Annotated in this window: 11 protein-coding genes; 9 read left to right on the forward strand and 2 right to left on the reverse strand. The window is 72.3% G+C overall.

Annotated features, from left to right (window positions below; all coding sequences use genetic code 11):
- Positions 1-71: 71 nt before the first annotated feature.
- Positions 72-785 carry a rhomboid family intramembrane serine protease gene (locus JIW86_RS28330; protein WP_257556673.1) on the reverse strand — a complete coding sequence of 238 codons (714 nt, stop codon included), beginning with the start codon at positions 783-785 and terminating at the stop codon, positions 72-74.
- A gap of 125 nt (positions 786-910) precedes the next feature.
- Here JIW86_RS28330 and JIW86_RS28335 point away from each other — a divergent pair, with 125 nt between their 5' ends.
- From JIW86_RS28335 to JIW86_RS28365, 7 genes are all read left to right on the forward strand, one after another.
- Positions 911-1,150, forward strand: coding sequence for a hypothetical protein (locus tag JIW86_RS28335; protein WP_030036330.1), 240 nt, complete (start codon positions 911-913; stop codon positions 1,148-1,150).
- 40 nt (positions 1,151-1,190) lie between these two features.
- The gene (locus JIW86_RS28340; RefSeq protein WP_257559468.1) at positions 1,191-2,555 is read left to right on the forward strand and encodes an NYN domain-containing protein; all 1,365 of its coding nucleotides are present in this window, start codon (positions 1,191-1,193) and stop codon (positions 2,553-2,555) included.
- A gap of 252 nt (positions 2,556-2,807) precedes the next feature.
- The gene (locus JIW86_RS28345) at positions 2,808-3,833 is read left to right on the forward strand and encodes a C40 family peptidase (RefSeq protein ID WP_215140590.1); all 1,026 of its coding nucleotides are present in this window, start codon (positions 2,808-2,810) and stop codon (positions 3,831-3,833) included.
- A 221-nt stretch (positions 3,834-4,054) separates the two neighbouring features.
- On the forward strand, positions 4,055-5,098 hold the full coding sequence (locus JIW86_RS28350; RefSeq protein WP_257556674.1) for an NlpC/P60 family protein: 1,044 nt from the start codon (positions 4,055-4,057) through the stop codon (positions 5,096-5,098).
- A gap of 34 nt (positions 5,099-5,132) precedes the next feature.
- Entirely contained in the window at positions 5,133-6,245 is a 1,113-nt protein-coding gene (locus tag JIW86_RS28355) for a hypothetical protein (protein ID WP_257556675.1), read from the forward strand.
- A gap of 32 nt (positions 6,246-6,277) precedes the next feature.
- The gene (locus JIW86_RS28360; RefSeq protein ID WP_257556676.1) at positions 6,278-7,420 is read left to right on the forward strand and encodes a glycosyltransferase family 4 protein; all 1,143 of its coding nucleotides are present in this window, start codon (positions 6,278-6,280) and stop codon (positions 7,418-7,420) included.
- 119 nt (positions 7,421-7,539) lie between these two features.
- Positions 7,540-9,150, forward strand: a complete 1,611-nt coding sequence (locus JIW86_RS28365; RefSeq protein WP_257556677.1) for a GMC oxidoreductase — start codon at positions 7,540-7,542, stop codon at positions 9,148-9,150.
- Here JIW86_RS28365 and JIW86_RS28370 read toward each other — a convergent pair.
- A complete protein-coding gene (locus tag JIW86_RS28370; RefSeq protein WP_215146408.1) occupies positions 9,147-10,943 on the reverse strand; it encodes an AMP-dependent synthetase/ligase in 1,797 nt (598 codons plus the stop codon). The genes JIW86_RS28365 and JIW86_RS28370 overlap by 4 nt on opposite strands.
- Before the next feature lie 242 nt (positions 10,944-11,185).
- On the opposite strand from JIW86_RS28370, the gene JIW86_RS28375 reads away from it, so the two are divergent.
- Together JIW86_RS28375 and JIW86_RS28380 are read left to right on the forward strand one after the other, a co-directional pair.
- Positions 11,186-12,013 (forward strand): metallophosphoesterase family protein, encoded by an 828-nt coding sequence (locus JIW86_RS28375; protein WP_215146528.1) that lies wholly within the window; start codon positions 11,186-11,188, stop codon positions 12,011-12,013.
- A gap of 79 nt (positions 12,014-12,092) precedes the next feature.
- Entirely contained in the window at positions 12,093-12,536 is a 444-nt protein-coding gene (locus JIW86_RS28380) for an SRPBCC family protein (protein ID WP_215146409.1), read from the forward strand.
- Positions 12,537-12,541 lie beyond the last annotated feature (5 nt).

Consider the following 12,541-nt stretch of genomic DNA (forward strand, 5'->3'; position numbering starts at 1 on the left):
GGTCGCGTCGACTTCAACGCGATCAACAGCACCACCTGCGCCGTCGCCTCCCACCACAACCTCGAGATCGACTACTCCTGAACTACGGAACACCTCTCGGCGGTACGCCGATAGCGCGCCCACGCGTACAGGAAGCCGACGGAGAAGCCCACCAGGTGGGCCAGATAGGCGACCCCTGGACCGCTGCCCGCCCGGTGCGCCGCCACCCATTGGAGGGCGAACCAGAACAGCAGCACGATCCACGCCGGGAACCGCAGCGGCAGGAAGAACAGGAACGGGAACAGGCTCGTCACCCTGGCCCGCGGGAGCAGGTACAGGAAGGCGCCCAGCACCGCCGAGATCGCCCCGGACGCCCCGACCAGCGTCTGCGGGGACCCCGCGTTGGCCGCCGCGTACGCCGCCAGGGCCACGTAGCCCGTACAGACGTAGAAGACGAGGAACGCCGGGCGGCCCATCCGCTCCTCCGCCATCGCGCCGAAGACGTAGAGGAAGAGCATGTTGCCGAGCAGGTGCAGCCAGCTGCCGTGCACGAACAGCGCGGTCAGCGGGGTCAGCCAGGCGCGCGGGCGGCCGGTGAGCAGCTCGTCCGGGACCACGCCCCAGCGCCGGAAGTAGTCCGTCCCGGCGGTCAGCAGCCCCTCGCCCGTCCCGTAGCCCGGATTCAGCCCCGAGGCCGGGCCGAGTACGAACACCACGGCGCAGCCCGCGATCAGCGCATGGGTGACCACCGGTCCCCGGGCGGCCTCGCGAACGGCCTGCCACCTTACGATCATGTGACAGAGCATGACGCAACCCGCCCCACCTGAAGCGGTGGCAGGCCGTAGGGTTACGAGCCGACGTCTGCCCAATCGGCGCAGACGGCGCTGCAGACGGCTTTAATTGAAACAGCTACGAAGGAGAGAGCGGCCTGATGACGGTTCCCCTGCCGACCGACACCACCCGGTGGCGCTGCACCCTGTGCGGCAACCTCACGCGCTTCGACGTCACCCGTTCGTCGAAGGTCGTGGAGTACATCCACCTGGACCTCGCCGGGGAGCCCAAGGTCGAGGAGCGCGAGGTGGTCAATGAGACCATCGAGTCGGTCCGCTGCCGCTGGTGCAACGCGGTGGACCAGATCGAGCTCGTGGACAGGCCGGGCGCGGACTCCTGACGGAGCCCCGCCCATAGGTAGATCACGGTAGGGGTGACGGATTGTGGAGCCAGCAAGCGGCGCTGAGCCGGCCGACGCGGCCGGCGACGCCGCCGAGGTGCTCGACCGCCCGCTGCCGGAAGGCGTGCGGCGCCGGGTCGTCGCGCTCGTCTCGGACGCCTTCGGCGGACTGACGGTCGCGGACCTCCCGGCGCAGCTGCGCCAGTACGCCCGTTTCACCCCGACCCGGCGCGCCAAGTTCGCGGGCAACGCGATGGCCGCGGCGGTCGAGACCGACCCAGTGTTCCGCGGCCGGGTCGCCGAGAAGCTGCGCGAGGCACAGGCGGACCTGGCCGGTGCGCTGGAGTCCGGCGCGCCGCCCGCCGCCGCCGATCCGCTGGACGTGGCGGCGGCCGCGTACGTCCTGCGGCCGGTCGGCTGGGTCAAGCTGGTGGCCGCCGCCGGCGAGGAGGCGCAGCGCGCCGACGCCGAGCGGGTCGGCGAGGAGACCCGGCGCGAGCTGGAGCGGCTCCGCGAGGAGCTGGCGCAGGTACGGGACCTGCAGCGTTCCGGCGGCGAGCAGGTGCGGGCCGAGCTGGACGAGGTCCGCAAGGAAGCGGAATCGCTTCAGCGCAAGCTGCGCAGCGCGCTCAGCGACGTCAAGCGCGGCGAGGCGGCCCTGCGCAAGGTGAACGCCGAGGTCGACGGGATCCGCGGCGAGGCGGCCGCACGGGTGGCCGCCGCCGAGAGCGAGACCCGGCGGCTCAAGTCCCGGCTGGCGGAGGTGGAGACGTCGCTGGAGACCTCGCGCCGGGCCACCCGCGAGGGACGCAGCATCGAGGACATGCGGCTGCGGCTGCTGCTGGACACCGTGCTGGACGCGGCGGCGGGGCTGCGCCGCGAGCTGGCGCTGCCGCCGGTGTCCACGCGCCCGGCGGACACCGTGGAGGCCGTGGAGCCGGGCCGGATGACGCCGAAGGACATCGCGGCGCGTGCCCTGTCGGAGACCGATCCGGCGCTGCTGGACCAGCTGTTGGCGCTGCCCCAGGCCCATCTGGTGGTCGACGGCTACAACGTGACCAAGACCGGCTATCCGACGATGCCGCTGGAGAAGCAGCGGCTGCGGCTGCTGGGCGGGCTGTCGATGCTGGCCGCCCAGACGGGCGCGGAGATGACCTGTGTCTTCGACGGGGCGGAGCTGGCCGCCCCGGTACTGCTCGCGCCGCCGCGCGGGGTACGGGTGCTGTTCTCCAAGGCCGGTGTGACGGCGGACGAGCTGATCCGCCAGCTGGTGCGGGCGGAGCCGCCCGGCCGGCCGGTGGTCGTGGTCTCCACGGACCGGGAGGTCGCGGACGGGGTGGCCAAGGCGGGTGCGCGACCGGTGGCGTCCGCTTTGCTGCTGAAGCGGCTTTCGCGCGTTTCATAACTCCTGGCCCCAATGCCCGAATTGGCAGGGGCTTCAGGGAACGTACCGTCAAGTGCCCGGCACAGAGCGTGCGCTGTAGGTAAAGAACCTGGTCGGCGACCGACTTTTTTCCCGACAGGATTTGAACTGATCACAGATGGGTCACTAGGGTCTCCTCAAACCTTCGTGCGGTAGATCACTCATTAGGGGTGGCAGCGGAGGTGCTGCCGAGTTGCGTTCTTCGGCGGCTCTAGGAAGAAGGAGCTCGCCTTCGTGGCGTCCCACCGTCGACCCAAGCAGCCGACCCGCGCTCGTGTGACCGTGCTGACCGCAACCGCGGCCGCGGCCGTCGCGCTCTCCTCCCAGGGCGCCACAGCGGCCCCGGCGAAGCCGAGCAAGGACGAGGTCAAGTCCCAAGTCGACGCGCTCTACGAAGAGGCGGAGCAGGCCACCGAGAAGTTCAACGGGGCCAAGGAACGCCAGGAGAAGCTCGAGAAGGAGATCGGGCAGCTCCAGGACCAGGTCGCGCGCGGCCAGGGCGACCTCAACGAGCTGCGCAGCACCCTCGGTTCGATGGCGAGCGCGCAGTACCGCAGCGGCAGCATAGATCCGTCGCTCGCCCTCCTCCTCTCCGAGGACCCCGACAGCTACCTCGACAAGGCCTCCTCCCTGGAGCACCTGAGCGGCAAGCAGGTCGAGGCGGTCCAGAAGATCCAGGCGAAGCAGCGCAGCCTCGCGCAGCAGCGCCAGGAGGCCGCCGGCAAGCTCGCCGACCTCGACGCCACCCGCAAGGAGCTCGGCGAGAAGAAGAAGGTCTCGCAGGACAAGCTCGCCGAGGCCCAGGCGCTGCTCAACACCCTCACCGCGCAGGAGCGTGCCGCGCTCAAGGACGAGGAGTCGCGCGCCAGCCGCAGCGAGAGCCAGCGCGTCGACCTCGGCAACGTGAGTGCCTCCGGCCGCGCCGGAGCCGCCCTGGCGGCCGCCAAGACCAAGCTGGGCGGCGCGTACGTCTCCGGCGCCACCGGCCCGAGCGCCTTCGACTGCTCCGGGCTGACCCAGTGGGCGTACAAGCAGGCCGGCGTGAGCATCACCCGCACCACCTACACCCAGGCCAACGACGGCACGCGCATTAGCCGCAGCCAGCTCCAGCCCGGTGACCTGGTCTTCTTCTACGGAGACCTGCACCACGTCGGCCTCTACGCCGGCAACAACATGACGCTGCACGCCTCCAACCCGCGCGGCGGCATCAAGTACGAGTCGATGGACAACATGCCCTTCCAGTTCGGCGTCCGCATCTGACGCGCCGCACACCGCCCATCCGGGCGAATTGCAGGGCTCCGCTCTGACCCCACGCCCCGCCGGTGACCTGCGTCTCCGGCGGGGCGTCACTGTGCGTGCCCGTCGGCGGTCGTTGGCCGGTGCCCGGTGGCGCGGCTACTGTCTGCCAGCGCGGAACCCGGCACACGTCCGTCCACGGGGGGCGGACCCGGGCCACGCCCAGCGGAAGGGAGCGGTTTCACGTGGCGTCCCATCGCCGGCCCGGGCTCGGCAGCCTCGACCGGAACCCCAAGGTCACCGTCCTCACCGCCGCCGCGGCCACGGCCGCGGTCGCCATGACGGGAGCACCAGCCGGCGCGGCCCCCGGCCTCCCGCAGGACCCCGCAGCGGGCTCCCGCGCCCAGGTCGACCGGCTCTTCGAGGAGGCCGAGCAGGCCACCGAGCGCTTCAACGAGGCGGGCGAGAAGGCCGGCCGGCTGCGCGCCGAGGTCAACCGCGCCCAGGACCTGGTCGCCCGCGGTCAGGAACGCATCAACACCATGCGGGGCATCCTCGGCACCTTCGCCGGGGCCCAGTACCGCAGCGGCGGCATCGAGCCCGCCGTCGGCCTGATGCTGGCCGAGGACCCCGACGCGTACCTGGCGCAGGCCGCCGCCCTGGACCGGCTGACCGGCCGCCAGGCCCGGCAGCTGGACGAACTCCGCGAGGAGCAGCGCCGGCTCGGCCAGGAGCGCCGGGAGGCCTCCCGCAAACTCGCCGAACTCGACGCGCTGCGCGCCGACGTGGCCCGGCACAAGCGCTCGGTCACGGCGAAGCTCGCGGCCGCCCGGCGGCTGCTCAACGCCATGCCCTCCGGGGAGCGGGCCGACTTCGAGCGCGCCTCCCGCTCGGGCGGCCGCCCCGACGCGCTGCCCGAGCTGTCCTCCCTGGGCGCCTCCTCGGGGCGCGCCGCGACCGCCGTGATGGCGGCCCGGGCCGCGGTCGGCCGCCCGTACGTGTGGGGCTCCACCGGCCCCTCCGGCTTCGACTGCTCCGGGCTGATGGTCTGGTCCTACCGCCAGGCCGGGGTCTCGCTGCCCCGCACCTCGCAGGCCCAGCGCCACGCGGGCCGCCAGGTGCCGCTGTCGCAGGCTCGCCCTGGCGACCTGGTGACGTACCGCTCGGATGCCAGCCACGTCGGCATGTACGTCGGCAACGGCCAGGTGGTGCACGCCCCGTACCCCGGGGCCCGGGTCCGCTACGACCCCGTCGGGATGATGCCGGTGTCCGCGGTGACCCGGCCCTGACCTCGGGTAACCCGCCCTTGCGTACGATCGGCTGATGCTCCCGGGTCGTCGTCTCGTACGCGCGCTGCCGCTCCTGCTGTGCCTCCTGCTGGCCGGGTGCGCGCTGCGGCCGGCCGACACGGCCGAGCAGGACATCCGCCGGGCCGTGGCCGACTGGTCGCGGACGCCGCCCGAGCGGCTGGCCGGGATCCCCGTCGAGGACTGGGCGTACGAGGTCGCCTCGGTGCGGCGGGACGGCGTACGGGCCCTCGTACGGGCGGAGCTGCGCTACCGGCTCACCGGCTACGACCCGGCCCAGGCCGGCTCGGCCCGCGAGCTCGAACTGCACGGCGACGGCGGCACGTGGCGGGTGGCCGTGGACCGGCCCGCTCCGGGCACGCCGCCGCAGCTGTGGGACCAGGGGCCGGTGTCGGTGGTCCGGGGCGCGCACTCGCTGGTGCTGGGCGGCTCGGGGCAGAGCGAGGACACCCTGCGGGGGATCGCCGCCGAGGCCGACCGGGCGGTGCCCGCGGCGAGCGCCGCGTGGCCCCGGCCGTGGGCCGGGCGGGTGGTGGTGCTGGTCCCGGGATCACTGGCGCGGATGGCGGAGCTGCTGGGCGGGACGGCCGACGCGTACCGGGGCATGGGCGCCGTCACCACCGGCCGGGTGGGCGCGGGACCCGCTCCCGCGGACCGGGTGGTGGTCAACCCGGAGGGGTACGCCGAGCTGGGCGAGGCGGGCCGGCGGATCGTCCTGACCCACGAGGTCACCCACGTGGCCACCCGGGCGGCGACCTCCGCCACCACCCCGCTGTGGCTCTCCGAGGGCTTCGCGGACTGGGCGGCGTACCGCGGTGGCCCCACCACGCCGGGGCAGGGCGCCCCCGCGCTGGGCCGGGCCGTGCGGCGGGGCGAGGTGCCCGCCGAGCTGCCCGCCACGGAGGCCTTCGCCTTCGGCGGCGACTCGGAGGCGCTGGCCCGGGCGTACGAGGGCGCGTGGCTGGCCTGCCGGCTGATCGCGGCGGAATGGGGCGAGGAGGCCCTGGTCGACCTGTACGAGCGGGCGGCCCGGGAGCCGCTGCCGACGGCACTGGACGAGGCGCTCGGCGTGGACCGGGCGGGGCTGACGAAGGCCTGGCAGGAGGCCCTGCGCGACTGGCTCCGCTGAGCGCCGCACGCGTCCGGTACTGTCGGCAGGCAATGCACAAGACGCTGATCGTGACCAACGACTTCCCCCCGCGACCGGGCGGCATCCAGGCCTTCCTGCACAACATGGCGCTGCGGCTGGATCCCGACCGGGTCGTCGTGTACGCCTCCACCTGGAAGCACAATGCGGAGGGCCGCGAGGCCACCGCGGCCTTCGACGCCGAGCAGCCCTTCCAGGTGGTGCGCGACCGCACGACCATGCTGCTGCCGACCCCGCGCGTGACGCGGCGGGCGGTGGGCCTGCTGCGCGAACACGGCTGCGAGTCCGTGTGGTTCGGGGCGGCGGCCCCGCTGGGGCTGATGGGCCCGGCGCTGCGGCGGGCGGGGGCCAAGCGGATCGTGGCGACCACGCACGGGCACGAGGCGGGCTGGGCCCAGCTGCCGGCGGCGCGGCAGCTGCTGCGGCGGATCGGCGAGGGCACCGACACCCTGACCTACCTGGGGGAGTACACGCGCTCGCGGATCGCCTCGACGCTGACGGACCGCGCGGCGGCCCGGATGGTGCAGCTGCCGCCGGGCGTGGACGAGAAGACCTTCCACCCGGAGTCGGGCGGGGCGGAGGTCCGGGCGCGGCTCGGGCTGACCGACCGGCCGGTGGTGGTGTGCGTGTCCCGGCTCGTGCCGCGGAAGGGGCAGGACACGCTGATCGAGGCGATGCCGAGGATCCTGGCGGCGGTGCCCGACGCGGTGCTGCTGATCGTGGGCGGCGGGCCGTACGAGTCCGACCTGCGGGCGCTGGCGGTTTCCGTGGGCGTCGCGGACTCGGTGGTCTTCACGGGATCGGTCCCGTGGTCCGAACTGCCCGCCCACTACGGGGCCGGGGACGTCTTCGCCATGCCGTGCCGGACCCGGCGGGGCGGGCTGGACGTCGAGGGCCTGGGGATCGTCTACCTGGAGGCTTCGGCGACGGGGCTGCCGGTGGTCGCGGGCGACTCGGGCGGAGCGCCCGACGCGGTGCTGGACGGGGAGACGGGGTGGGTCGTGCGGGGCGGTGTCCCGGCCGACGCGGCGGATCGCGTGGTGGCCCTGCTGCTGGACCCGGCCCTGCGGGCCCGCATGGGCGAGCGCGGGCGCGCCTGGGTCGAGGACCGCTGGCGCTGGGACCTCCTGGCGGACCGCCTCCGCGAGCTGCTCTGACGGCTGCGGCGCCCCAATCGCCGGCGAGGCTGGGTTTTGGCAGCCATGGCTGACTGTCTCTCAGATGTCTGGCTGTGCGGCGTATGGGTGGAAGGGTGGATTCCGCACATCATGCGGCCATGACACCAAATCTGACGCGCCGTCACGTCCTCGGACTGGCCGCCCTGCAGACCGCCGCCGCGCTCGGGTTCACGCGCATCGGGCTGTCCTCCGCGGCCGCGGCCGAGCCACAGGCGGCTCAGTACGCGCCCGCCATCGTCGTCGGGTCCGGCTACGGGGCCGCCGTCGCCGCGCTGCGCCTCGGGCAGGCCGGCGTGCGCACCGTCGTCCTCGAAATGGGCCGGCTCTGGGACACCCCCGGGCCCGACGGAAAGGTCTTCCCCTCCACCTCCGCGCCCGACCAGCGCTCCATGTGGTTCCGCACGCGCACCGAGGCCCCGCTCGCCCAGTTCCTCTGGCTCGACGTGGTCAACCGCGACATCAGCCCGTACCCCGGCGTCCTCGACCGCGTGAACTACGGCGACATGTCCGTGTACGTGGGCCGCGGCGTCGGCGGCGGATCCCTCGTCAACGGCGGGATGGCGCCGACGCCGCGGCGTTCGTACTTCTCCGAGGTGCTGCCGGCGGTCGACGCCGACGAGATGTACGGCACCTACTACCCCCGCGCCCGCGCCATGCTCGGGGTCAACGACATCGACCCGGCCTGGTTCGAGTCCACCGAGTGGTACCGCTTCGCCCGGATCTCCCGCAAACACGCCCACAACACCGGCCTGAAGACCGTCTTCGTCCCCAACGTCTACGACTTCGCCTACATGCAGCGCGAGGCGGCCGGCACCGCCACGAAATCAGCCCTGGCCGGGGAGGTCATCTACGGCAACAACCACGGCAAGAAGAGCGTCGACAAGACCTACCTCGCGGCCGCGATCGGCACCGGCAACGTCACCATCGAGACCATGCAGCACGTGGTCGGCGTACGGCAGGACCCCGCCGGGGGGTACGTGCTGACCGTGCGGACCAGCGATCTCACCGGAAGGGTCACCCAGGTCCGCGAACTCGGCTGCCGGCGGCTCTTCCTGGGGGCCGGGAGCCTGGGCACCACCGAGATCCTGCTGCGGGCCCGCGAGACCGGGGCGCTGCCCGCGCTCAGCGACCGGGTCGGGCTCGGCTGGGGCCACAACGGCAACGTCATGACCGCCCGCGCCAACCACCTGTGGGACACCGTCGGCTGCAACCAGGCCACCATGCCCGCCCTGGGCATCGACGACTGGGACAACGCGGCGAACCCGGTCTTCGCCGAGATCGCCCCGCTCCCCATGGGCATCGAGCACTGGATCTCGATGTACCTGGCCATCACCAAGAACCCCGAGCGCGGGCACTTCACGTACGACGCTGCCACCGACTCGGCCCGGCTCAACTGGCGGCGGGACCAGAACACGCCCTCGGTCAACGCGGCGAAGAACCTCTTCGACCGCATCAACCGGCGCAACTTCACCATCTACCGGTACGACCTGTTCGGCGACAACAGGACCTTCGCCGACAACTTCACCTACCACCCGCTCGGCGGCTGCGTCCTCGGGGAGGCGACCGACCTCTACGGCCGGGCCAAGGGGTACCAGGGGCTGTACGTGGTCGACAGCTCCCTGATCCCCGGCTCGCTCGGCGTGAACCCGTTCGTGACCGTCACCGCCCTCGCAGAGCGGAACATGGCCCGGATCCTCGCCGAGGACTAGCCCCGGTACAGGGCTTCGATCTCGTCCGCGAAGTCCTTCGCGACCACATTCCGCTTGAGCTTCAGCGAGGGCGTGATGTGGCCCGACTCCTCTGTGAACTGGGAGGGCAGAATGCGGAATTTCCGCACCGATTCCGCCTTGGAAACCGCCGCGTTGCCGTCGTCGACGGCCTTCTGGACGGCGGCGTTGAGCTCCGCGTCCTCGCGCAGTTCCGCCGCCGTCACACCGGCCGGCTTGCCGTTCTCCGCGGCCCACCGGCCGAGGAACTCCTCGTCGATGGTGACCAGCGCGGCGACGAACGGCCGCGCGTCGCCGACGACCATGCACTCCGCGACCAGCGCGTGCGCCCGGATCCGGTCCTCGATCACGGCGGGCGCGACGTTCTTGCCGCCCGCGGTGACGATGAGCTCCTTCTTGCGCCCGGTGATCGCGAGGTAGCCGTCCTCGTCGAGGGTGCCGACGTCGCCGGTGTGGAACCAGCCGTCGGTCAGCGCCTCGGCGGTCGCCGTCTCGTTCTTCCAGTAGCCGCTGAAGACGTGCTCGCCGTGCAGCAGCACCTCGCCGTCGTCCGCGATGCGCACCACGGAACCGGGCAGCGGCTGGCCGACCGTACCGATTTTCGGCCGGTCCCAGGGGTTGAAGGCCGTGGCCGCGCAGGACTCCGTCAGGCCGTAGCCCTCCAGGACCGTGAAGCCGATGCCGCGGAAGAAGTGGCCCAGGCGCTCGCCCAGCGGCGCGCCGCCGGAGATCGCGTACTCGCCGCGCCCGCCCAGCACCGTGTGCAGCTTGCTGTAGACGAGCTTGGTGAAGATCTTGTGCTTGAGCTTCAGGCCGAAGGACGGCCCGCGGGGGGTGTCCAGCGCCCGGCTGTAGGCGATCGCGGTCTCGGCGGCGGCATCGAAGATCTTGCCCTTGCCGTCGGCCTGCGCCTTGGCGCGCGCCGAGTTGTAGACCTTCTCGAAGACCCGGGGCACGCCCAGGATCAGCGTGGGCCGGAAGGACTGCAGCTCGTCGGTCAGGTTCTTGATGTCCGGTACGCAGCCCAGCCGGATCGGCGCCAGTACGGCCGCCACCTCCACCAGGCGACCGAAGACGTGCGCCGCCGGCAGGAAGAGCAGCACCGAGCACTCGCCCGTGCGGAAGAGCGGGCCCAGCCGCTCGACGACGTTGCCGCACTCCGCGAAGAAGTTGCGGTGGCTCAGCACACAGCCCTTGGGGCGGCCGGTGGTGCCGGAGGTGTAGACGATGGTGGCCGGGTCGTCGGCGCCCGCGATGCTGCTGCGCTCGTCGACCTCGTCGTCGGTGATCCCGGCGCCCGCGCTCTTCAGCGCTTCCAGGGCGCCCTGCTCGATCTCCCAGACCTCGCGCAGTTCCGGCAGCCGGTCGCGCAGCGAGGCCACGGCCGCGCTGTGCCCGGGGCTCTCGACGACCGCGGCGACGGCGCCGGAGTCGCCGAGGATCCACTGGATCTGCTCGGGGGAGCTGGTCTCGTACACCGGGACGGTGACGCCGCCCGCCGTCCAGATCGCGAAGTCGATCAGCACCCACTCGTAGCGGGTGCGGGAGATCAGGGCGACCCGGTCGCCGGGCCGGATGCCGGCCGCGATCAGGCCCTTGGCCGTGGCCCGGACCTCGGCCAGGAACTCGGTCGCGGTCACGTCCTGCCACCGGCCGTCGACCTTGCGGCTCATGACAGCGGTGTCGGGATGCTGCGAGGCATTGCGGCGGATGAGATCCGTCAGGTTCCCGTCCGACGGGACCTCGTACAGGGCCGGAAGGCTGAACTCGCGCAAGACTGCTGCTCCTCTGGGCGCCATCGCCACCATGTGGACCGACCGGACGTTACCCACCGGTAGTGGGTTCCGGATAGAGGGAACCGGCCAGATGTTCCGTGCGTCACATGACGCGGGCTTTTCGTGCCGACACTAGTCGACCCCTTCGGCGACTCGGAAGTAACCGCAGGTCCGGCTGCATCTGCCACCCCCTCTACCCCGCCGTCACCCCGCCGCCCTAGGGTGGCCGCATGGGTGGCAGCATGCGGGACGGGCAGACGGGCACGAGCGGATCGAGCCGCGCCGGGGTCCGCAGCGGGTCCCGCACCCGGGTCCACGTCGTGAGCGATGTGCACGGCAACGCCGAGGCCCTCGCCCGGGCGGGGGACGGTGCCGACGCGCTGATCTGCCTCGGTGACCTCGTGCTCTTCCTCGACTACGCCGACCACTCGCGCGGGATCTTCCCCGACCTGTTCGGCGTCGAGAACGCCGACCGGATCGTCGAGCTGCGCACCGCGCGCCGCTTCGCCGAGGCCCACGCCTTCGGGCGGCAGCTGTGGGCCGGGCTGGACCGGGACCGGCTGATCGAGGGCGCCGTGCGCCGCCAGTACGCGCAGATGTTCGCCGCCTTCCCCACCCCGACGTACGCCACCTACGGCAACGTGGACATCCCGGCCCTGTGGCCGGAGTACGCCGACCGCCACGGCTTCACGGTGCTCGACGGGCAGCGCGTGGAGATCGGCGGCCGGGTCTTCGGCTTCGTCGGAGGCGGGCTGCCCTCGCCGATGCGGACCCCGTACGAGGTGGACGTCGAGGAGTACGCCGCCAAGGTGGAGGCGCTGGGCGAGGTGGACGTACTGTGCTCACACATCCCGCCGGAGGTGCCGGAGCTCTGCTACGACACGGTCGCGCGCCGCTTCGAACGCGGCAGCGAGGCCCTGCTGGCCGCGATCCGGCGCACCCGCCCCAAGTACGCCCTCTTCGGGCACGTCCACCAGCCGCTCGCACGGCGGATGCGGATCGGCGGCACGGAGTGCGTGAACGTCGGTCACTTCGCGGCGACCGGGAGGCCCTGGGCCCTGGAGTGGTGAGCGCCGCACGCACGGTAGCCTTCGGGCGGCGGCCGGAGGCCGCACACTTCCTCGAAAACTCTCTGGAGGAGCCACCGCGATGGCGGAACACACCAGCTCAAGCATCACGATCGACGCCTCGCCGGCCGACGTGATGGCCGTGATCGCCGACTTCGCCCGCTACCCCGAGTGGACTGGCGAGGTGAAGGAGGCCGAGGTGCTGGCCTCCGACGCCGAAGGCCGCGCCGAGAAGGTCCGGCTGCTGCTCGACGCGGGCGCGATCAAGGACGACCACACCCTCGCCTACACCTGGAAGGGCGAGGACGAGGTCAGCTGGACCCTAGACAAGTCGCAGATGCTGCGCCAGCTGGACGGCTCGTACCGGCTGGCCCCGCTGGACGGCGGCAAGCGCACCGAGGTCACCTACCAGCTGACCGTGGACGTCAAGATCCCCATGCTCGGCATGATCAAGCGCAAGGCCGAGAAGGTCATCATCGACCGCGCCCTGGCCGGTCTGAAGAAGCGCGTGGAATCGACCGGCTGAGGCGC

Source organism: Streptomyces sp. NBC_00162 (assembly GCF_024611995.1).
In the GTDB taxonomy this organism is placed as follows: Bacteria; Actinomycetota; Actinomycetes; order Streptomycetales; family Streptomycetaceae; genus Streptomyces.

Excerpts from the sequence above, each read along its gene's own strand:
- JIW86_RS28365 (WP_257556677.1), top strand. The coding sequence starts at position 7,540 with ATGACACCAAATCTGACGCGCCGTCACGTCCTCGGACTGGCCGCCCTG.
- JIW86_RS28375 (WP_215146528.1), top strand. The coding sequence starts at position 11,186 with ATGCGGGACGGGCAGACGGGCACGAGCGGATCGAGCCGCGCCGGGGTC.
- JIW86_RS28380 (WP_215146409.1), top strand. The coding sequence starts at position 12,093 with ATGGCGGAACACACCAGCTCAAGCATCACGATCGACGCCTCGCCGGCC.
- JIW86_RS28335 (WP_030036330.1), top strand. The coding sequence starts at position 911 with ATGACGGTTCCCCTGCCGACCGACACCACCCGGTGGCGCTGCACCCTG.
- JIW86_RS28330 (WP_257556673.1), bottom strand. The coding sequence starts at position 785 with ATGCTCTGTCACATGATCGTAAGGTGGCAGGCCGTTCGCGAGGCCGCC.
- JIW86_RS28360 (WP_257556676.1), top strand. The coding sequence starts at position 6,278 with ATGCACAAGACGCTGATCGTGACCAACGACTTCCCCCCGCGACCGGGC.
- JIW86_RS28355 (WP_257556675.1), top strand. The coding sequence starts at position 5,133 with ATGCTCCCGGGTCGTCGTCTCGTACGCGCGCTGCCGCTCCTGCTGTGC.